The sequence below is a fragment of the Pseudomonas sp. BNK-44-b genome, assembly GCF_047456245.1.
Lineage (GTDB): Bacteria > Pseudomonadota > Gammaproteobacteria > Pseudomonadales > Pseudomonadaceae > Aquipseudomonas > Aquipseudomonas machongensis.
In genome coordinates this window covers 5,545,746-5,565,235 of record NZ_CP179908.1, presented here as the reverse complement: position 1 = coordinate 5,565,235, position 19,490 = coordinate 5,545,746, and the positions used below count along the sequence as shown (strand labels likewise).

Here is a 19,490-nt window from a genome sequence, read left to right as displayed (position 1 = left end):
AGTTCCTTTGTCCCTACCCTTGTAGACCGTCATTTCTACCCCCATATTGGGGCGACTGACGCGTGAAGGAATCCATCTTGAGCGACCTCCTCAATCGCCGCCTGAGCTTGCTCGGCGCCAATCTCTCCCTGCTCAAGCAGTGCCTGCACGGCATTGAGCGCGAATGCCTGCGAGTGACCGACGAAGGTCGGCTGGCCCAGACCCCACACCCCGAAGCCCTGGGTTCGGCACTGACCAACGAGCAGATCACCACCGATTACTCCGAATCGCTGCTGGAGTTCATCACCCCGGCCCTGCCTGATCCGGCCAAGGTGCTCGAGAACCTCGAGGAGATCCACCGCTTCGTCTACACCAAGCTCGGCGACGAATACCTGTGGAGCCCGTCGATGCCGTGCGCGCTGCCCGCCGAGGAAGACATTCCGATCGCCGAGTACGGCAGCTCCAACATCGGCAAGCTCAAGCACGTGTACCGCAAGGGCCTGGCCCTGCGCTACGGCCGCACCATGCAGTGCATCGCCGGCATCCACTACAACTTCTCGTTGCCCGAGGCCCTCTGGCCCTTGCTGCGTGAAGCCGAAGGCAGCGAACAGGACGACCGTGACTATCAGTCGTCGGCCTACATCGCGCTGATCCGCAACTTCCGCCGCTACAGCTGGCTGCTGATGTACCTGTTCGGCGCCTCGCCAGCGCTGGACAAAGGCTTCCTGCGCGGCCGCCCGCACCAGCTCGAAGAGCTGGACGCCGACACCCTCTACCTGCCCTACGCCACCAGCCTGCGCATGAGCGACCTGGGATACCAGAGCAACGCCCAGGCAGGCCTGACGCCCTGCTACAACAATCTGTCCAGCTACACCGACAGCCTGCGCAAGGCCGTTGGCACGCCTTACCCACCCTATGTCGAAGTGGGTACGCACAAGGACGGCGAATGGGTGCAGTTGAACACCAACATCCTGCAGATCGAGAACGAGTACTACTCGAACATTCGCCCCAAGCGCGTGACCTACACCGGCGAACGTCCGATCCAGGCCTTGATCTCGCGCGGCGTGCAGTATGTCGAGGTGCGCTGCCTGGACATCAACCCGTTCCTGCCGGTGGGCATCGACCTCACCGAGGCGCGCTTCCTCGACGCCTTCCTGCTGTTCTGCGCGCTTGATGAGAGCCCGTCGCTGGACAACGGCGAATGCGGCCAGTGCACCAGCAACTTCCTCACCGTAGTCAAGGAGGGGCGCCGCCCAGGCCTGGAGCTGCAGCGCGATGGCCAGCCGGTCACCCTGCGCGAATGGGCCAGCGAGCTGATCGCCCGCATCGGCCAGCTGGCCGGACTGCTTGACCAGGCGCAAGGTGGCGACGACCACGCCAAGGCCCTGGAGGCGCAGCAAGCCAAGGTCGACGACCCTGAGCTGACACCTTCTGCACAGGTCCTGGCGCGCATGACCGAGCACGACGAAAGCTTCGTCGCATTCTCGCTGCGCCAGAGCAAGCTGCACGCCGAAACCTTCCGCGAGCAAGCGCTGCCTGGCGAGCGCCAGCACGCCTTCGAAACCCTCGCCCGCGACTCTCTGGCCGAACAGTCGCGCCTGGAGCAGCAGGAAGTCGGCGACTTCGACCTGTTCGTCGGTGCCTACCAGGCCAGCATCCTGGCGATCAGCAACTGATGAGCCGCACGCCCTCGCCGCGCAAGCCACGCGCCAGTAGCCAGGCCAGGATCGAAGCGATCCTGGCGGCCGCTCGCGAGCTGCTGGCAGGCGAAGGTGTGGCAGGGCTGTCGATCTACAGCGTGGCCGAACGGGCGCAGATCCCTCCGTCCTCGGTCTATCACTTCTTCGCCAGCGTTCCGGCGTTGCTCGAAGCTCTGACCGCAGATGTGCACCGCGCTTTTCGCGAGGCGCTGAGCGCGCCGATCGACGCCCACGCCTTCAGCACCTGGCAGGGCTTGTCACGTCTGATCGAGCAGCGCACGCTGGAGATCTACCGCCAGGACACCGCCGCCCGGCAGTTGATCCTTGCCCAGCATGGGCTGAGTGAAGTGGCGCAAGCCGACCGCCAGCACGACCTGGAACTCGGCAAGCTGATGCACAGCTTGTTCGACCGGCATTTCCAGTTACCCAGCATGCCCACCGACGTGGATGTGTTTGCCCTGGCGATGGAACTGAGCGACCGGGTCTATGCCCGGTCGATGCAGTTGCACGAACAGATCACGCCGCGCATGGCGGAGGAAGGGATGCGGGTCTTCGAAGCGTATCTGGGGCTTTACCTGCCGCCATTCCTGGCCAGACGCCCAAACTGAAACCTTCGCGGGCAAGCCCGCTCCTACGGGGAACCGTGGGAGCGGGCTTGCCCGCGAAGGCCTTCACAAGGGCCTGGGAGTCGAACGCCATCACAGCTTGGCGATAGACACCTCGGTCGATTTCACGAAGGCAATCACTTCACTGCCAACCTGCAGTTCCAGCTCGCGCACGGAACGGGTGGTGATCACCGAAGTGACGATGCCGGAGGCGGTCTGCACGTCGATTTCCGACAATACCGGGCCTTCGAGGATTTCTTTGACGGTGCCTTTGAACTGGTTGCGGACGTTGATCGCTTTGATGGTCATGGCTTGATTCCTTTGGTTGGCTTCGCAGATTCAGTGGGCCCAACGCAGTTGCGTGGGCAAAGGGGCTACAGGCTCCGGCTCGGGCGGGGTGCCAGGGACGGACAGGACACGGTTGAGCACTTCGCTTTCCAGCGCAGCCAGGCGGTGCGAACCACGCGCCCGCGGCCTTGCCAGGTCGACGGTAAGGTCCAGGCCGACCTCGCCGTCCTCGATCAGGATCACCCGGTCGGCCACGGCGACGGCTTCGTTGACGTCGTGGGTGACCAGCAGAACGGTGAAGCCGTGTTCGCGCCACAGGCGCTCGATCAGTTGCTGCATTTCGATCCGGGTCAGGGCATCCAGCGCACCCAGCGGCTCGTCGAGCAGCAGCAGGCGCGGTTGGTGGATCAGCGCTCGGGCCAGGGCGACGCGCTGCTTTTGTCCGCCGGACAGCGCAGCAGGCCATTCGTTGGCTCGATCGGCCAGGCCGACCTCCTCCAGCGCTTGCACCGCGCGCGGCCGCCAGTCACCGGACAAGCCCAGGCCGACGTTGTCGATCACCTTCTTCCAGGGCAGCAGACGGGCGTCCTGGAACATCAGGCGGGTTTCCTCGCGCGCATCGGCCAGCGGCGCAGCACCGGCGAGCAAATCACCGGCACTGGGTTGGTCCAGACCGGCCAGCAAGCGCAGCAAGGTGCTCTTGCCGCAGCCGGAGCGGCCGACGATGGCAACGAACTGACCGGCCGGGATGTGCAGGTCGATACCACGCAGCACTTCACGCTTGCCGAACGTCTTGCGCAGGCCGTTGGCGGCCAGCGGGATGCCACGCAGCAGGCGCGGCGGTTGTTCCTTGAGCACGGTCATGCGCCCTCCTTCTTCGCCACCTGGTAGGCGGGGTGCCAGCGCAGCCAGACACGCTCCAGGCCACGGGCGGCGAGGTCGGCGAGCTTGCCGAGCACGGCGTACATGACGATGGCCAGGACCACCACGTCGGTTTGCAGGAATTCACGGGCGTTCATCGCCAGGTAACCGATGCCGGCATTGGCCGAGATGGTCTCGGCAACGATCAGGGTCAGCCACATGAAGCCCAGGGCGAAGCGCACACCGACCAGGATCGACGGCAACGCACCGGGCAGGATCACCTGGCGGAACAGCGAGAAACCGGACAGACCATAGCTGCGCGCCATTTCCACCAGGGCCGGGTCTACATTACGGATGCCGTGGTAGGTGTTCAGGTAGATCGGGAACAGCGTGCCCAGCGCGACCAGGAAGATCTTCGCCGACTCGTCGATGCCGAACCACAGGATCACCAGCGGGATCAGCGCCAGGTGCGGCACGTTGCGGACCATCTGTACCGAGCTGTCGAGCAGGCGTTCGCCCCAGTTCGAAAGGCCGGTGATGAACCCCAGCAACAGGCCGATGCTGCCGCCAATCAGAAAGCCCACACCGGCGCGCCAGCCGCTGATCGCCAGGTGCGTCCAGATCTCGCCGCTGCGCACCAGCTCGACACCGGCGCTGACCACCGCGCTCGGTGCCGGCAGGATGCGCGTGGACAACCATCCAGCGCTGACCGCCAGCTGCCACACCGCCAGCAGCAACACGGGCAAGGCCCATGGCGCCAGGCGCTGTGTCAGGGTGGAAGAAGTTGCACGACTCATGGCCTGACCCTCAGCTCTGCGACACGGACTTGGGCAGGATGTCGTTGGCGACCATTTCACCGAACGGGCTCACATAGCCCCCGGTCTTGGCCTGCTCCGGGCGCTGCACGTCCAGGTGCGGGAACAGCAGCTCGGCGACGCGATAGGACTCTTCCAGGTGCGGATAACCGGAGAAGATGAAGGTATCGATGCCCAGGTCGGCGTATTCCTTGACGCGTGCCGCGACCGTCGGGCCATCGCCCACCAGTGCGGTACCGGCGCCGCCTCGCACCAGGCCGACGCCCGCCCACAGGTTGGGGCTGACTTCGAGCTTGTCGCGGTTGCCGTTGTGCAGCGCTGCCATGCGTTGCTGGCCAACCGAATCGAAGCGCGCCAGCGAGGCCTGGGCGCGGGCAATGGTGTCGTCGTCCAGGTGCGAAATCAGGCGATCGGCGGCAGCCCAGGCTTCTTCGTTGGTTTCCCGCACGATCACGTGCAGGCGGATACCGAAGCGCACCTCGCGGCCTTGCGCAGCGGCTTTCTCACGCACTGCGGCAATCTTCTCCGCTACGGCAGCCGGTGGCTCACCCCAGGTCAGGTACAGCTCGACCTGCTCGGCGGCCAGATCCTGTGCGGCCTCGGACGAACCGCCGAAATACAGCGGCGGACGCGGCTGCTGGATCGGCGGATAGAGCAGCTTGGCGCCCTTCACCTGGATGTGCTTGCCGTCATAGTCGACCACTTCGCCTTCCAGCACCTTGCGCCAGATGCGAGTGAACTCGACCGAGGCTTCGTAGCGCTCCTGGTGGTTCAGGTGCAGACCATCACCGGCCAGCTCGTCCGGATCGCCACCGGTCACCAGGTTGAACAGCGCACGGCCATTGGACAGGCGATCCAGGGTCGCTGCCTGGCGAGCGGCCACGGTCGGCGAAATGATGCCCGGGCGCAGCGCAACCAGGAACTTCAGGTTCTGGGTCACCGGAATCAGTGATGCCGCAACCAGCCAGGAATCCTCGCAGGAGCGACCGGTAGGGATCAGCACGCCACCGAAACCCAGGCGATCGGCCGCCTGGGCGACCTGGGTCAGGTACCCGTGATCGACGGCGCGTGCGCCTTCGGTGGTACCCAGGTACTTGCCGTCACCGTGGGTGGGGAGGAACCAGAAAATGTTAAGGCTCATTGGAGTTGTCTCCTCAAGGGTGGCTCAAGCCGCAGCGATGCTGCGGCGCAGGCGAATCGTTCAAGGTGCGCTGGCGACCTTGGCCGGTGGGGTCCAGATCACGTCCTTGATGCTCAAGGGCTTGGGAATCAGCTTCAGAGCCTGGAAGGTGTCGGCGATCTTCTGTTGCGCGGCGATCACTTCGGGCGTCAGCGGCGCAGCGCCGTAGCCCTGGCGCTTGACCGAGGTCAGGGTGATGTCGGCCGGCAAGCCGAGCAGCGGCGCGACCTGGTCGGTCACTTGCTGCGGGTTGGCCTGGGACCACTCACCCACGGCGCGCACCTCGTCGATCAGGGCGCTGATCACCGCCGGGTGCTGGGTCGCGTAGCTGCGGGTGGCCAGGTAGAACTGGTGGTTGTCGACCAGGTCCTTGCCATCACGCAGGGTACGGGCCTGCAACTGCTGTTCGGCGGCAGCCTGGTACGGGTCCCAGATCACCCAGGCATCGACGCTGCCACGCTCGAAGGCGGCGCGGGCATCGGCAGGCGGCAGGTACACGGGCTGGATGTCGCTGTATTTCAGGCCGGCGTCCTCAAGGGCGCGGACCAGCAGGTAGTGCACGTTGGAGCCTTTGTTCAGCGCGACTTTCTTGCCTTTGAGCTCCTTCACCGACTGGATCGTCGAGCCCTTGGGCACGAGGATCGCCTCGCTGTGCGGCGCAGGCGGCTCATAGGCCACGTAGAGCAGGTCGGCACCGGCGGCCTGGGCGAAGACGGGTGGCGTTTCGCCGGTGACACCGAAATCGATCGAGCCGACGTTCAGCCCTTCGAGCAGCTGCGGGCCACCGGGGAACTCGGTCCACTGCACGTCGATGCCCTGTTCCTTCAGGCGCTTTTCCAGCGAGCCCTTGGCCTTGAGCAGCACCAGGGTGCCGTATTTCTGGTAACCGATGCGCAGGCTCTCGGCCTGGGCTTGGGTGATGGCGCCGAAGGACACAGCCGCCGCAAACAGGGCGACCAGACCACGACGCAAGAAGACTGTGCGCATGGCGCTCTCCTGTGCGAATGAGGTTCGGGTTGCACCTGCTTGCCTCGTTGTCGGGCGAGTAAGGTGGAAAAACGGTGACGCATGTGCGGGGTCGTTCAGATGCTCCAGCGAGCACTGATCAGGCGTTCGTTGAGTACACCTGGAGCGACCGGCTTGGGCCGACGCGCCAGGGCACTGTGGAAGGTTTCCAGCGAGTCCAGCAGGCGGGCCTCCAGGGCCTCGGCCAACTGTGCCGGGCGATTGCCTTCGGCGTAAGCGACCTGGCTGTCGTCGGCGAAGATCCCTTGAAGGGTCTCCTGCGCCTTGAGTGCCGACAGCACAGGCTTCAATGCGTAATCGACCGCCAGCATGTGGGCGATGCTGCCGCCGGTCGCGATCGGCAGGACCACCTTGTGTTCCAGCGCGCGCTCGGGCAGCAGGTCGAGCAACGTCTTCAGGGCCCCGGCGAACGATGCCTTGTACACCGGGGTCGACACCACCAGCCCATCAGCCTGGGCTACCAGTTGCTGGAAGTGCTGCACCTGCGGGCTGTCGAAACGTGCGTGGAGCAGGTCCTCTGCCGGAAACTCGCGCACCTGGAAGGTCACCACCTCCACACCACGATCCTGCAACCACTGGCGCGAACGCTCGAGCAGCACGCCGGAGCGTGAACGGGTACTGGGGCTACCACCTATCGAAACAACCAGCATTGCAGCGCTTCCTTCAATTCGGTTCCGGGGTGTGGCCCCTGTGAATGACTCCGACATTAGCAGCTCGCCACATATATCTAGAAATCATATTTTTTCATTTGTTTATTCGTTATGGAGATATAGCTTTTCACCCTGAAGCGCGCCCTCTCATTCGCTTCACGGGGCAAGCCTGCCTGCACGAAGAGCAGGCATAAAAAAGGGCCGTCGAAACGGCCCGAAATCCCTGCTATGGCTAAGAGCAATGCAACGAGGATTCAACGATTGGGTTGCGGGGTGAGGCGCAGATAGGGTTTGACTGCCCGATAACCTTTCGGGAAGCGCTGCTTGATCTCGTCCTCATCCTTCAGCGAAGGCACGATCACTACCTCGTCGCCGTCCTGCCAGTTACCCGGGGTGGCGACCTTGTAGTTGTCGGTCAGCTGCAACGAATCGATCACCCGCAGGATCTCGTTGAAGTTGCGCCCGGTGCTGGCTGGATAGGTGATGGTCAGGCGTACCTTCTTGTTCGGGTCGATCACGAACAGCGAGCGTACGGTAAGCGTGTCGTTGGCGTTGGGGTGGATCAGGTCGTACAGGTCGGACACCTTGCGATCGGCATCGGCGATGATCGGGAAGTTGACCACGGTGTTCTGGGTCTCGTTGATGTCATCGATCCACTTGTGGTGCGAGTCGACCGGGTCCACCGACAGTGCGATAGCCTTGACGCCGCGCTTGGCGAACTCATCCTTGAGCTTGGCGGTCAGGCCCAGTTCGGTGGTGCACACCGGGGTGAAGTCGGCCGGGTGGGAGAACAGCACGCCCCAGCTGTTGCCCAGCCACTCATGGAAACGGATCTTGCCGGCGCTGGAATCCTGTTCGAAGTCGGGGGCGATGTCGCCGAGTTTGAGGCTCATGGAAGCGGCTCCTGTGCTGTGTCTGGCCTTGTGGGATTCAATGTGCCTGCTTCCGATTAAAAACAAAAAGAATAAATACTGATTTATTTATAACCGGAAGGAATACGGATTCGCAGGCACAAAAAAGCCTCGCACCAGGCGAGGCTCTTTCGTTGCAGCTACGACTTACATGAAGTTGTAAGTGTAGTTGAAGATCAGACGAGTCTGATCGGCATCGTTGATGCTCTCGCCGCCGCCACGGTAGGTGCCGTGACGCAGGCTGACGCCCAGGCCCTTGAGGGTGCCTTCCTGCAGTACGTAGTCGATACGCGCGTCGCGTTCCCACTCGCTGTAGGTGCCGCTGGTGCGGGCGTTCTTGATGTCATCACCGCGCAGGTAGGCCACGGATGCCTTCAGGCCCGGTACGCCCAGACGTGCGAAGTCATAGGAGTACTGACCGAAAGTGGTGTTCTCGCCAGCACGGGCGAACTGGTTGATCATGCTGTCGGTGAACAGGTAGAAGCTCGAGCCACCGTTGCCTTCCAGCGGCGAGGTGCTGCCGTCCTTGCGCACGTTACCCTGGTTCAGCCAGACGAAACCGCCGTCGTCGCCAACCTGTTGGTGACCCAGCATGATTGCGTGGCCGCCGATGGTGTAGGTGAACATCGCGGACCAGGTCTTGTTGTCGACCTCGCCTGCGTTCTTGGCGTAGCCACCGTTGTTGTTGAAGGTGTAGCCGGCTTCGCCGTTCTTGCCGTCGCTGCTGCTCTTGAACCAGCGCAGGTCGGTCTTGAACGACTGATCGTTGGCGATCTGGTAGACGTGGGTCAGACCCAGGAAGTGCTGCTTGTAGAAGTCTTCCAGGTTCGAGTAGTAGTACTGCAGGGTCAGGTCTTTGGTGACCTTCCAGTCGCCGCCGGCGAACTGGAACTTGTTGCTGTCGCGGTAAGCGCCGCCAACGGACAGGCCGGTGCGGTTGCTCGAGGCACGACCCATGGCGTGGGTCAGCTGACCCGCGTTGAGGGTAACGTTGTCGATTTCCTTCGACTGGACGGTACCGCCCTCGAAGGTTTGCGGCAGCAGACGACCATCGTTGGAGACCAGGATCGGCAGGTTTGGCGCCAGGGCGCTACCGTAGTGGACTTCGGTCTTGGAGAAGCGAGCCTTGGCGTTACCACCGATGCGAGCCCACTGGCTCACGGCAGAGCCGTCGCTGTCGCTTGGGAAGAAGGTGTTGTTATCCGGGTGACGGCCACGGCCGCCATCGAGGTGGATACCCCAGAGAGCTTGAACGTCGACACCGAAACCAACGGTGCCTTGGGTGAAGCCGGACAGGTAGTCGAGCTTGAAACCTTGGGCGGTTTCGCGCTGGTCACCGTTACGACCCTGAGCGTTCGTGCGAACTTCATGGTCGTCGTTGTTGAAGTACATGGTGCGCGAGCTGATGGATACCTTGCTGTCTTCGATGAAGCCAGCGGCGCCCGCTTGTTGGGCGAGAACCCCCAGTGCCACGGCCAGGGCCAGGCTAGACTTGTACATGCTTTGCTCCTCTACGTTCTAATTTTTGTACTCTCAAGGCGGAGGGATCTGCTGCCCCCCTCGCCACGGGTAAGCGATTTAGCACCAAAGTGTGACTGGTAAGTCAATCGTTACCAGAAATTTCACGACTTTGGTCTAATGCACCTGCGCTACAGGATAATGACAATCCTATAAATCCAAAATGACCGTTTTATGAAATCGTCAGATTTTTCCGGAATAACTACGGAACCTTAAGCGTCATTTGGTGTATGCACATCCTTCGCTCATAGCTTCCGGTTATCTGCACCCCTTTGCCAGAGGGCGCTCCGTGAAAAGTTGTGAAAGCGTAGCCTTTCACAAAAATTTCACAACCCTTCCTCTGACGGCGCCGATTTCTAAGCGTTTTGTCTCCTAAGCTAATTCTGAAAAGTTATTTATTTTGTAATTCTTAGATCATTTAGTCTTCACGTCATTCATCACCCGATGCCTGACGAGAGGTTCGATCATGATCCCCCACGCCCCCCTGCGCCTGTTCGCCGCGCTGACCCTGGCCAGCGCCAGCTGGTTCGCCCAGGCCGCCGACCTGACCGTGGCCTACCAGACCACCGTGGACCCGGCCAAGGTGGCCCAGGCCGATGGCAGCTACGAAAAAGCCAGCCACGCCAGCATCGACTGGCGCAAATTCGACAACGGTGCCGACATCATCGCCGCCGTCGCCTCCGGCGACGTGCAGATCGGCTACCTGGGCTCCAGCCCGCTGGCTGCCGCGACCACCCGCAAGGTGCCGGTGGAAACCTTCCTCATCGCCACCCAGATCGGTGCCGGTGAAGCGCTGGTCGCGCGCGACAGCATCAAGAGCCCACAGGACCTGATCGGCAAGAAAGTCGCCGTGCCCTTCGTCTCCACCGGGCATTACAGCCTGCTGGCGGCGCTCAAGAGCTGGAACATCGACCCGTCCAAGGTGCAGATCCTCAACCTCGCGCCACCGGCGATCATCGCCGCCTGGAAACGCGGCGACATCGACGCCACCTACGTCTGGGACCCAGCGCTGGGCGTGGCCAAGGAAAACGGCAAGGTGCTGATCACTTCTGGCGAACTGGCAAAGAAAGGCGCCCCGACTTTCGATGCCTGGATCGTGCGCAAGGACTTCGCCGAGAAGCACCCGGAGATCGTCAAATCGTTCGCCAAGGTCACCCTTGACGCCTACGCCGACTACCGCAAGGACCCGAAAGCCTGGTTGGCCAATCCAGACAACGTGAACAAGCTCGCCAAGCTGTCCGGCGCCAAGACCGGCGACATCCCGGGCCTGCTGGAGGGCAACGTCTACCCGTTGGCCTCCGACCAGACCGCGGCACTGGGCGCGCCCACCACCCAGGCACTGACCGACACCGCGACGTTCCTCAAGGAGCAGGGCAAGGTCGAGGCGGTGCTGCCGGATTACTCGCCGTACGTAACGGCCAAGTTCCTGCCCAACTGAAGCACCCGCCCAACCGATCGAACCCAGGGGCGCCCTGCGCCCCGAACCGGAGCCCATCATGGCCTTGCTCGAGCTGGAGCGCATCAGCGCACAGTACCCCGGCGCCACCACCCCGGTGCTGGATGACATCAACCTGACGCTGGGGCCACGCCAACTGCTGGTCGCCCTCGGGCCCTCCGGCAGCGGCAAGACCTCGCTGCTCAATCTCATCGCCGGCTTCGTCGCCCCCAGCGGCGGGCGCATCACCCTTGACGGCGCGCCCGTGCAAGGCCCAGGCGCCGACCGCGGCGTGGTGTTCCAGGATGACGCCCTCCTGCCCTGGCAGGACGTGCTCGGCAATGTCGCTTTCGGCCTGGAGCTGGCCGGCGTACCTCGCTCACAGCGTGAAGCCAAGGCGCGTGAGATGCTGGCACTGGTCGATCTGGCCGGGTTCGGCGACCGGCGCATCTGGCAGCTTTCAGGCGGACAGAAGCAACGCGTGGGCCTGGCCCGCGCCCTGGCTGCCGACCCCCGCGTACTGCTGATGGACGAACCCTTCGGCGCCCTCGATGCCTTCACTCGCGAGCAGATGCAAGAGCTGCTGCTGCAGGTCTGGCAGCGCACCGCAAAGCCGGTGTTCCTGATCACCCACGACATCGAGGAAGCCGTATTCCTGGCCAGCGAACTGGTGTTGCTGGCACCGAATCCGGGGCGCGTGGTCGAGCGCCTGCAACTGGACTTCGGCCAGCGCTATGCCGCGGGCGAACCGGCGCGGGCGATCAAGTCCGATCCACGTTTCATCGAAACCCGCGAGCATGTGCTGTCGCGAGTCTTTTCCCAACGTGCCGCCCGCCGCGAGGAGTCCGCATGAGCAGCCTGGACTTGCCGGTCGCCGGCAAAACCGACACCCGCACCGCGTCGGCGATCAAGGCCCGCCGCCCGCTGCCGACCCGCTGGATCAGCGCCCTGACCCTGGGCAGCCTGCTGCTGGCCTGGTGGCTGGTGACCGCTGCCGGCTGGGTCGAGCCACTGTTTCTACCCGCCCCCGGCGACATCGTGGCCAAGGCCTGGGTGCTGCTGACCCAAGGCTATATGGACGCCAGCCTCTGGCAGCACCTGGGCGCGAGCCTGGGCCGTATTGGCGTGGCGTTGCTGGCGGCAACCCTGACCGCGATTCCGGTCGGCATCGCCATCGGCTATAACCGCGTGGCCCGCGGCATCCTCGATCCACTGATCGAGTTCTACCGGCCGATCCCACCGCTGGCCTACCTGCCGCTGATCGTGATCTGGTGCGGGATCGGCGAGTTGTCGAAGGTGCTGCTGATCTACCTGGCGATCTTCGCCCCGATCGCCATCGCCACCGCCACCGGCGTGCGCACCGTCGACCCGGCCAAGCTGCGCGCCGCGCAGTCGCTGGGAGCGAGCAAGGTACAACTGATTCGCCATGTGATCCTGCCCAGCGCCTTGCCCGACATCCTCACCGGCATTCGCATCGGCCTCGGGGTCGGCTGGTCGACCCTGGTCGCCGCCGAACTGATCGCCGCTACCAGCGGCCTGGGCTTCATGGTCCAGTCAGCCGCGCAGTTCCTGGTCACCGATGTGGTGGTGCTGGGCATCTTGCTGATCGCGCTGATCGCCTTTGCCCTGGAGATGGGCCTGCGTGCCCTGCAGCGCCGTCTCGTGCCTTGGCATGGACAGAGTCACTGACCTTTCCGGCCTCATCGCGGGCAAGCCCGCTCCTACAAGTTCACAGAGCTACCTGTAGGAGCGGGCTTGCCCCGCGATGAGGCCCGCAACGACACCGCCAACCGCCCCCATTCGAGACCGACATGAGCCTGACCATCACCCCCCTCAGCCCGGCCCTCGGCGCGCAGATCAGCGGCGTCGACCTGTCCCGCGACATCACCGATGCACAGCGCGACGCCATCGAGCAGGCGCTGCTCGAGCACCAGGTGCTGTTTTTCCGCGAACAATCGATCGACCCCGCCCAGCAGGCTCGCTTCGCTGCGCGCTTCGGCGACCTGCACATCCATCCGATCTATCCCAACGTGCCGGAAACCCCGCAGGTGCTGATTCTCGACACCGCAGTCACCGACGTGCGCGACAACGCGATCTGGCACACCGACGTTACCTTCCTGCCGACCCCCGCACTGGGCGCGGTGCTCAGCGCCAAGCAACTGCCCGCCTACGGCGGTGACACCTTGTGGGCCAGCGGCATCGCTGCGTTCGAAGCCTTGTCGGCGCCCCTGCGCACCCTGCTCGACGGCCTCACGGCCACCCACGACTTCACCAAGTCGTTCCCGCTCGAGCGCTTCGGCACCACTGCCCAGGACCTGGAGCGCTGGGAAACCACCCGCCGCAACAACCCACCGCTGTCGCACCCGGTGGTGCGCACCCATCCGGTGAGCGGGCGCAAGGCGTTGTTCGTCAACGAAGGGTTCACCACGCGGATCAACGAGCTTGCCGACCACGAGAGCGAGGCGCTGCTCAAGCTGCTGTTCGCCCATGCCACACGACCGGAATTCAGCATTCGCTGGCGTTGGCAAGAGAATGACGTGGCGTTCTGGGACAACCGCGTGACCCAGCATTACGCGGTGGACGACTACCGGCCGCAGCGGCGCGTGATGCACCGGGCGACGATTCTCGGCGACGCGCCGTTCTGAAAGCATTCGCGGGCAAGTCGGAGCGGCGGTTCGGTGCTCCGACTTGCCCGCGAATGAAAGCGCCGCGCGTTACCTGACCAGGTGCAGGAACTGCATGTGCCGCTCGTACTGGTCGAGGATGTCGTTGATGATCTGCTCCTTGCTGTAGCCGACCAGATCATAGTTCTGGCTGCCTTCGGCCAGGTGCACCTCGGCGCGGTAGTAGCGGCGGTTCTTCAGCTCCTGCGTACCCAGCCCACCCAACGCGAACGACGGGGTGAAGTAGCCACGCATCTGCACCTGGTAGATGAACGGCTGCTCCTCGCCATGGCCGATCTTCAGGCTGACGTTGTCGTGGCTCGGGTCGTCCTGGGTGATCAGCGCCAGGCCCTTCTGCTCGAACACCTCGGTCACGTCGGCAATCGCCGGGCGCACCACGTCATCCATGAAGCGATACACCTCGTCGCGTGATGGGAAGTGCACGGCCTGGCTCAAACGCTGGCGCCAGCCACCGCGTCCGCGGCGGGACTGGGCGAACGGTGCCAGCGAATGCATCTGCGCGATCTGCCGCTGGCTCTCCAGGTAGAACGCCTTGTGCAAGCCCCACATCATGCACAGCAAGATCAGCGAGAATGGCAGCGACGTCAGCACCACCGCCGATTTCAGCGAATCAATGCTGCCAGCGAACAGCAAGCCGCTGGTGACCAGCGCAGTCATCGCGCCCCAGAAGATCCGCAGCCAGTTCGGCCCGTCCTCGTCGGCGTCGCCGCCTTTGGCAGAAAGCGTCGACAGCACCACGGTGCCGGAGTCGGCGGAGGTGACGAAGAACACGAAGCTGATGAACACGGTGACGGCAATCACCGTCTTGCTCCATGGATAGGTCTCCAGCAGCAGGTACAGGCTCATCGACGGGTTGTCCAACGCCGACTGCCCCAGCGCGGTCATGCCGTGGTTGATCACCTGGTCCAGCGCACTGTTGCCGAAGATCGACATCCACGCGAGGGTGAAGCCCAGCGGGATCAGCAGCACGCCGAAGACGAATTCGCGAATGGTGCGGCCACGCGAGATGCGCGCGATGAACAGCCCGACGAAGGGCGACCAGGCGATCCACCAGGCCCAGTAGAACACCGTCCAGCCGCCCAGCCAGTCGCGATTCTCGCCATAGGCATACACGTCGAAACTCTTGCGCGGCAGGGCGCCGAGGTAGTCGCCAAGGTTCTGGATCAGGGTGTTGAACAGGTGCTGCGTGGGGCCGGCGAAGAGCACGAACAACAGCAGCGCGCAGGCCAGGAACAGGTTGATGTCGCTCATCACCCGCACGCCCTTCTCCACCCCGGCAACTGCAACGGCCACCGCTGCACCCATCATCAGGGCGATCAGCAGCACCTGCACCCACTGGCTGTGATCGATGCCGAACAGGTAGTCGAGGCCGGCGTTGAGGTGCAGCACGCCAAAGCCCATGTCCGCACCCAGGCCGAACACCGTGGCGATGATGCCGAAGCCGTCCACTGCGTAGCCGATCGGCCCGTTGATGCGTTTGCCGATCAGCGGGTACAGCGCCGAGCGCAATGCCAATGGCAGGTTGTGGCGGTAGGCGAAGTACGCCAGGGCCATGCCGACGAAGGCGAACACGCCCCAACCATGCAGGCCCCAGTGCAGGAACAGGATCTGCATCGCCTGGCGCCCGGCCTCGGCCGTGCCCGCCTCGCCCTGGGGCGGCTGGAGCATATGGGTCAGGGGTTCGGAGACGCAGAAGAAGAACAACGTGATGCTGATGCCGGCAGCGAACAGCATGCCGGCCCAGGACAGGTAGCTGAACTCGGGCTCGTCATGGTCGGCGCCGAGCTTGATCTTGCCGTAGCCGGACACCGCAGTGACCACCACGAACACCAGGTACAGGGTCATGGCCAGCATGTAGTACCAGCCGACCGTGTTGGCCGCCCAGTTCTGTGCAGCCAGCAACCAGTCGCCCGCCGCTTGCGGGTTGGCGATGACCACCAGGCCGAAGATGAGGATGAAACTTGCCGCGAAGTAGAACACCGGGGGGTTCATGCGGATCTTGCCATTGGCAAGGGAAGGCGTCGGTGCACTCATGAAACGGGCACCTCTACAGCAGTGAAAAGGCTCGGATTGAACGGGTTCAGCAAAGGGAATCCTCCTGTTGAACACCGGCAGCGGACCAGCGTTTTAATTTGAACAAGCGTTCAAGTTAAACATGGATCGGATTTCAATGCGACCTGTGGTCGCTGGCGGGCGACCAGTTGACCTTTGCTCTTTGCCAGCAGTTCCGGCCCTATCGCGGGACAAGCCCGCTCCACTCTGTGGGAGCGGACTTGTGCTGCGATAGGACCCGCCGGGCCTACCTCACTGTTTGTCCTGGCAATCGAGTTGCAGGTTCGCCTGGGTGATGTTGCTCTCGGCCGGCACGCTGCGCGTCAGCCAGACATTGCCGCCAATGGTCGAACCCTTGCCGATGGTGATGCGCCCCAGAATGGTCGCACCGGCATAGATGACCACGTCATCCTCGACGATCGGGTGGCGCGCCAGGCCCTTGTGCAAGGTGCCCGACTCGTCCGACGGGAAGCGCTTGGCGCCAAGGGTCACCGCTTGATAGATGCGCACGCGCTCGCCGATGATCGCCGTCTCGCCGATCACCACGCCTGTGCCGTGGTCGATGAAGAAGCTCTGGCCGATCTGTGCGCCGGGGTGGATGTCGATGCCGGTGGCCGAATGCGCCAGCTCCGAGCTGATTCGCGCCAGCAGCGGCAGCCCGGCCTGGTAGAGGTGATGCGCCAGGCGGTGGTGGATGATCGCCAGGATGCCGGGATAGCACAGCAACACCTCGTCGACGCTACGCGCCGCGGGGTCACCGTGGTAGGCCGCCAGCACGTCGGTGTCGAGCAGTACGCGCAACCCTGGCAAGGCTTTGGCAAAGCCTTGGATCAAACCCAGTGCGTGGGCATCGACGTCCTTGGGCTCGACCTCGGTGTTGCCGTGCCGCGCGGCGTAGCGCAGTTCCAGGCGCGCCTGGTCGAGCAGTGCGGTCAGCGCCGCATCCAGGGTGTGGCCGACATAGAAATCCTCGCCCTCCTCACGCAGATCCACAGGCCCCAGGCGCATGGGAAACAACGCTCCACATAATTGCTCGAGGATCTCGCGCATCGCCTCGCGCGAGGGCAGTTCGCGCCCGCCCTGCTTGTTGCTGCAACGGCCATTGCGACTGCGCCACTGGTCACGGGCCTGGCGCAGTTCACTGACGATGCCCGGCAATTGCCAATGGCCGGTCGATGGATGTTCGCTCACGGTGTTCTCCTGGCTTGCGACGGTGTCGGTAGGTAGAGCCGCCACTTGTAGGAATTACTCTACGGCAAATTCTTCCCTTGGAAAAAACAACGCTTTATTCCATCCTGCACTAAGTCGGGCATAAGCAGCGATGACGGGGACCCGGTTCACGGCTACCCTCAAAACTGCGCTTCAGGGATGAAATAACAGAAAGGAATAATAGATAATTTTTTATTATTTCCTGAGCTATACAGCCCACCCTATAGTCGCCACCCACTACTTAAAACAAAGCGCGGGGACAGCCATGACCAAATTCACCAAGCCACTTCTCAATGCCAGCCTGGCCATCCTGCTGGGCACCGGCCTGTTCAGCCACGCCTTTGCGGGTGAGCAGCTCAAGACCATCCAGGAAAAAGGCGTGATCAACGTCGGCCTGGAAGGCACCTACCCACCCTTCAGCTTCGTCGACGAAAACGGCAAGCTGACCGGTTTCGAAGTGGAACTCTCCGAACTGCTGGCCAAGGAGCTGGGCGTCAAGGCCAAGGTCCAGCCAACCAAGTGGGACGGCATCCTCGCCGCGCTGGAATCCAAGCGCCTGGACGTGTTGATCAACCAGGTGACCATCTCCGAAGAGCGCAAGAAGAAGTATGACTTCTCCGAGCCCTACACCATCTCCGGCATCCAGGCGCTGATCCTGAAGAAGAAGGCCGAGCAGCTGAACATCAAGACCGCGCAGGACCTGGCGGGCAAGAAGGTCGGTGTGGGCCTGGGTACCAACTACGAGCAGTGGGTCAAGCAGGACGTACCCAAGGCCGACGTGCGTACCTATGAAGACGATCCGAGCAAGTTCGCTGACCTGCGCAACGGCCGTATCGACGCCATCCTGATCGACCGCCTGGCCGCCCTTGAATACGCCCAGAAGGCCAAGGACACTCAACTTGCCGGCGAAGCCTTCTCGCGCCTGGAAAGCGGCGTTGCCCTGCGCAAGGGCGAACCTGAGCTGCTCGCAGCAGTGAACAAGGCGCTGGACAAGCTCAAGGCTGACGGCACCCTGGCCAAGCTGTCCGAGAAATACTTCGGTGCCGACGTCACCAAATGATCTCTGAAAGCCTGCAACTCGTTATCGACTCTACGCCCTTCCTGCTCAAGGGCGCGGGTTACACGGTACTGCTCAGTGTCGGCGGCATGTTCTTCGGCCTGGTGCTGGGCTTTGCCCTGGCACTGATGCGCCTGTCGAAGATCCTGCCGCTGGACTGGCTGGCGCGGATCTACGTGTCGTTCTTCCGCGGCACGCCGCTGCTGGTGCAACTGTTCGTGATCTACTTCGGCATGCCACAGATCGGCATCGAACTCGATCCGATCCCCGCCTCGTTGATCGGCCTGTCACTGAACATGGCGGCGTACATCTGCGAAATCCTGCGCGCGGCGATCTCCTCGATCGACCGCGGCCAGTGGGAAGCCGCAGCCAGCATCGGCATGACACGTACCCAGGCCATGCGCCGGGCGATCCTGCCCCAGGCCATGCGCACCGCTCTGCCGCCGCTGGGCAACAGCTTCATCTCGCTGGTCAAGGATACCGCCCTGGCGGCGACCATCCAGGTGCCAGAGCTGTTCCGCCAGGCACAGTTGATCACCGCACGGACCTTCGAAGTCTTCACCATGTACCTGGCCGTGGCCGTCATCTACTGGATTCTCTGCAGTATCCTGGCGCACTTCCAGAACCGCATGGAAGCGCGGGTCAACCAGCATGACCAGGAGCACTGAAGATGATCGTAGTAGAAGGCCTGACCAAGCAGTTCAAGGGCCAGACCGTGCTCAAGGGCATCGACCTGACGGTCGAGGCCGGTGAAGTCGTCGCCATCATCGGCCCCAGCGGCTCGGGCAAGACCACCTTCCTGCGCTGTCTGAACCTGCTGGAAACACCCGATGCCGGGAAAATCCGCATCGGCGATATCGACATCGACGCCGACCGCCCGCTCGGCGGCCAGCAGAGCGCGATCCGCCGTCTGCGCCAGCAGGCCGGGTTCGTGTTCCAGAACTTCAACCTGTTCCCGCACCGCACCGCCCTGGAGAACGTCATCGAAGGGCCGGTGATCGTCAAGAAGACCCCGCGCGACCAGGCCCTGGAGCTGGGCCGCAAGCTGCTCGCCAAGGTCGGCCTGGCCGGCAAGGAAGACGCCTATCCACGGCGCCTTTCCGGCGGCCAGCAGCAGCGCGTGGCCATCGCCCGTGCCCTGGCGATGGAGCCTGAAGTGATCCTCTTCGACGAACCGACCTCCGCGCTCGACCCCGAGCTGGTCGGCGAAGTGCTGGCGACCATCCGCGGCCTGGCCGAAGAGAAGCGCACCATGATCATCGTCACCCACGAGATGAGCTTTGCACGTGATGTGGCGAACCGGGTGATCTTCTTCGACAAGGGCGTGATCGTCGAGCAGGGCGAGGCGAAGGCGCTGTTCGCCGATCCGAAGGAGGAACGCACCCGGCAGTTCCTGCGCAAGTTCCTCGGGACCACTGCTTCGCAAGACTGAAAAGCTCGGCTGGATCTTCGCGGGCAAGTCCCGCTTCCACAGGAGCCGCACCGGTGATGAAGCCTGTGCGGTTCTCTGTGGGAGCGGG

19 protein-coding genes are annotated in these 19,490 nt (G+C 63.4%); 9 read left to right on the top strand and 10 right to left on the bottom strand.

Features of this window, described 5'->3' with window-relative positions:
* Positions 1–77 precede the first annotated feature (77 nt).
* Positions 78–1,655 (top strand): glutamate--cysteine ligase, encoded by a 1,578-nt coding sequence (gene gshA, locus ACMGGG_RS25240; protein ID WP_414154624.1) that lies wholly within the window; start codon positions 78–80, stop codon positions 1,653–1,655.
* On the top strand, positions 1,655–2,287 hold the full coding sequence (locus ACMGGG_RS25235) for a TetR/AcrR family transcriptional regulator (RefSeq protein ID WP_414154623.1): 633 nt from the start codon (positions 1,655–1,657) through the stop codon (positions 2,285–2,287). The genes gshA and ACMGGG_RS25235 overlap by 1 nt, the downstream gene beginning before the upstream one ends.
* A gap of 90 nt (positions 2,288–2,377) precedes the next feature.
* Here the strand turns inward: ACMGGG_RS25235 and ACMGGG_RS25230 are convergent, their stop codons facing one another.
* The 8 genes from ACMGGG_RS25230 to ACMGGG_RS25195 all read right to left on the bottom strand — a co-directional run bounded on the left by ACMGGG_RS25230 (position 2,378) and on the right by ACMGGG_RS25195 (position 9,515).
* Positions 2,378–2,593 (bottom strand): TOBE domain-containing protein, encoded by a 216-nt coding sequence (locus tag ACMGGG_RS25230; protein WP_003255829.1) that lies wholly within the window; start codon positions 2,591–2,593, stop codon positions 2,378–2,380.
* Positions 2,594–2,623: 30 nt separating this feature from the next.
* Positions 2,624–3,436, bottom strand: a complete 813-nt coding sequence (gene ssuB / locus ACMGGG_RS25225) for an aliphatic sulfonates ABC transporter ATP-binding protein (RefSeq protein ID WP_063542212.1) — start codon at positions 3,434–3,436, stop codon at positions 2,624–2,626.
* Positions 3,433–4,230: an aliphatic sulfonate ABC transporter permease SsuC gene (ssuC, locus tag ACMGGG_RS25220; protein ID WP_414154622.1), complete on the bottom strand. Its 798-nt coding sequence runs from the start codon at positions 4,228–4,230 to the stop codon at positions 3,433–3,435. The genes ssuB and ssuC overlap by 4 nt, the downstream gene beginning before the upstream one ends.
* 10 nt (positions 4,231–4,240) lie before the next feature.
* Complete coding sequence (gene ssuD, locus ACMGGG_RS25215) at positions 4,241–5,389, bottom strand: FMNH2-dependent alkanesulfonate monooxygenase (RefSeq protein WP_112897126.1); 1,149 nt, start codon at positions 5,387–5,389, stop codon at positions 4,241–4,243.
* 60 nt (positions 5,390–5,449) lie between these two features.
* Positions 5,450–6,415 (bottom strand): sulfonate ABC transporter substrate-binding protein, encoded by a 966-nt coding sequence (locus ACMGGG_RS25210; RefSeq protein ID WP_414154621.1) that lies wholly within the window; start codon positions 6,413–6,415, stop codon positions 5,450–5,452.
* Positions 6,416–6,510: 95 nt separating this feature from the next.
* Complete coding sequence (gene ssuE, locus ACMGGG_RS25205) at positions 6,511–7,104, bottom strand: NADPH-dependent FMN reductase (RefSeq protein WP_054891664.1); 594 nt, start codon at positions 7,102–7,104, stop codon at positions 6,511–6,513.
* A 254-nt stretch (positions 7,105–7,358) separates the two neighbouring features.
* Entirely contained in the window at positions 7,359–7,997 is a 639-nt protein-coding gene (locus tag ACMGGG_RS25200) for a peroxiredoxin (protein WP_054891663.1), read from the bottom strand.
* 165 nt (positions 7,998–8,162) lie between these two features.
* A complete protein-coding gene (locus ACMGGG_RS25195) occupies positions 8,163–9,515 on the bottom strand; it encodes an OprD family porin (RefSeq protein ID WP_054891662.1) in 1,353 nt (450 codons plus the stop codon).
* A gap of 484 nt (positions 9,516–9,999) precedes the next feature.
* Between ACMGGG_RS25195 and tauA the strand changes: the two genes are divergently transcribed.
* The 4 genes from tauA (at position 10,000) to tauD (ending at position 13,613) form a co-directional block, all read left to right on the top strand.
* On the top strand, positions 10,000–10,971 hold the full coding sequence (gene tauA / locus ACMGGG_RS25190; protein WP_414154620.1) for a taurine ABC transporter substrate-binding protein: 972 nt from the start codon (positions 10,000–10,002) through the stop codon (positions 10,969–10,971).
* A 58-nt stretch (positions 10,972–11,029) separates the two neighbouring features.
* Positions 11,030–11,821, top strand: coding sequence for a taurine ABC transporter ATP-binding subunit (tauB, locus tag ACMGGG_RS25185; RefSeq protein WP_414154619.1), 792 nt, complete (start codon positions 11,030–11,032; stop codon positions 11,819–11,821).
* Positions 11,818–12,657 carry a taurine ABC transporter permease TauC gene (gene tauC, locus ACMGGG_RS25180; RefSeq protein WP_054891659.1) on the top strand — a complete coding sequence of 280 codons (840 nt, stop codon included), beginning with the start codon at positions 11,818–11,820 and terminating at the stop codon, positions 12,655–12,657. The genes tauB and tauC overlap by 4 nt, the downstream gene beginning before the upstream one ends.
* Positions 12,658–12,779: 122 nt before the next feature.
* Positions 12,780–13,613: a taurine dioxygenase gene (tauD, locus tag ACMGGG_RS25175; protein WP_063542204.1), complete on the top strand. Its 834-nt coding sequence runs from the start codon at positions 12,780–12,782 to the stop codon at positions 13,611–13,613.
* A 69-nt stretch (positions 13,614–13,682) separates the two neighbouring features.
* Here the strand turns inward: tauD and betT are convergent, their stop codons facing one another.
* On the bottom strand, positions 13,683–15,644 hold the full coding sequence (betT, locus tag ACMGGG_RS25170; protein ID WP_176717885.1) for a choline transporter BetT: 1,962 nt from the start codon (positions 15,642–15,644) through the stop codon (positions 13,683–13,685).
* Between the two features lie 312 nt (positions 15,645–15,956).
* Positions 15,957–16,895 carry a serine O-acetyltransferase EpsC gene (epsC, locus tag ACMGGG_RS25165; protein WP_054891656.1) on the bottom strand — a complete coding sequence of 313 codons (939 nt, stop codon included), beginning with the start codon at positions 16,893–16,895 and terminating at the stop codon, positions 15,957–15,959.
* A 283-nt stretch (positions 16,896–17,178) separates the two neighbouring features.
* On the opposite strand from epsC, the gene tcyJ reads away from it, so the two are divergent.
* The 3 genes from tcyJ to tcyN are packed head-to-tail and all read left to right on the top strand — an operon-like array spanning position 17,179 to position 19,402.
* Positions 17,179–17,973, top strand: coding sequence for a cystine ABC transporter substrate-binding protein (gene tcyJ, locus ACMGGG_RS25160; RefSeq protein ID WP_414154618.1), 795 nt, complete (start codon positions 17,179–17,181; stop codon positions 17,971–17,973).
* Positions 17,970–18,638: a cystine ABC transporter permease gene (tcyL, locus tag ACMGGG_RS25155; protein WP_054891654.1), complete on the top strand. Its 669-nt coding sequence runs from the start codon at positions 17,970–17,972 to the stop codon at positions 18,636–18,638. Before tcyJ ends, tcyL begins: the two co-directional genes overlap by 4 nt.
* Before the next feature lie 2 nt (positions 18,639–18,640).
* Positions 18,641–19,402, top strand: a complete 762-nt coding sequence (gene tcyN / locus ACMGGG_RS25150) for an L-cystine ABC transporter ATP-binding protein TcyN (protein WP_065864450.1) — start codon at positions 18,641–18,643, stop codon at positions 19,400–19,402.
* Positions 19,403–19,490: the final 88 nt, after the last annotated feature.

Bases quoted from the DNA above. Each gene is read 5' to 3' on its own strand.
- ssuE (WP_054891664.1), bottom strand. From the start codon at position 7,104: ATGCTGGTTGTTTCGATAGGTGGTAGCCCCAGTACCCGTTCACGCTCC.
- ACMGGG_RS25230 (WP_003255829.1), bottom strand. From the start codon at position 2,593: ATGACCATCAAAGCGATCAACGTCCGCAACCAGTTCAAAGGCACCGTC.
- tcyL (WP_054891654.1), top strand. From the start codon at position 17,970: ATGATCTCTGAAAGCCTGCAACTCGTTATCGACTCTACGCCCTTCCTG.
- ACMGGG_RS25195 (WP_054891662.1), bottom strand. From the start codon at position 9,515: ATGTACAAGTCTAGCCTGGCCCTGGCCGTGGCACTGGGGGTTCTCGCC.
- tauD (WP_063542204.1), top strand. From the start codon at position 12,780: ATGAGCCTGACCATCACCCCCCTCAGCCCGGCCCTCGGCGCGCAGATC.
- ACMGGG_RS25210 (WP_414154621.1), bottom strand. From the start codon at position 6,415: ATGCGCACAGTCTTCTTGCGTCGTGGTCTGGTCGCCCTGTTTGCGGCG.
- betT (WP_176717885.1), bottom strand. From the start codon at position 15,644: ATGAACCCCCCGGTGTTCTACTTCGCGGCAAGTTTCATCCTCATCTTC.
- ssuD (WP_112897126.1), bottom strand. From the start codon at position 5,389: ATGAGCCTTAACATTTTCTGGTTCCTCCCCACCCACGGTGACGGCAAG.
- tcyN (WP_065864450.1), top strand. From the start codon at position 18,641: ATGATCGTAGTAGAAGGCCTGACCAAGCAGTTCAAGGGCCAGACCGTG.
- ssuC (WP_414154622.1), bottom strand. From the start codon at position 4,230: ATGAGTCGTGCAACTTCTTCCACCCTGACACAGCGCCTGGCGCCATGG.
- tauB (WP_414154619.1), top strand. From the start codon at position 11,030: ATGGCCTTGCTCGAGCTGGAGCGCATCAGCGCACAGTACCCCGGCGCC.
- tcyJ (WP_414154618.1), top strand. From the start codon at position 17,179: ATGACCAAATTCACCAAGCCACTTCTCAATGCCAGCCTGGCCATCCTG.
- ssuB (WP_063542212.1), bottom strand. From the start codon at position 3,436: ATGACCGTGCTCAAGGAACAACCGCCGCGCCTGCTGCGTGGCATCCCG.
- tauC (WP_054891659.1), top strand. From the start codon at position 11,818: ATGAGCAGCCTGGACTTGCCGGTCGCCGGCAAAACCGACACCCGCACC.
- ACMGGG_RS25235 (WP_414154623.1), top strand. From the start codon at position 1,655: ATGAGCCGCACGCCCTCGCCGCGCAAGCCACGCGCCAGTAGCCAGGCC.
- ACMGGG_RS25200 (WP_054891663.1), bottom strand. From the start codon at position 7,997: ATGAGCCTCAAACTCGGCGACATCGCCCCCGACTTCGAACAGGATTCC.
- tauA (WP_414154620.1), top strand. From the start codon at position 10,000: ATGATCCCCCACGCCCCCCTGCGCCTGTTCGCCGCGCTGACCCTGGCC.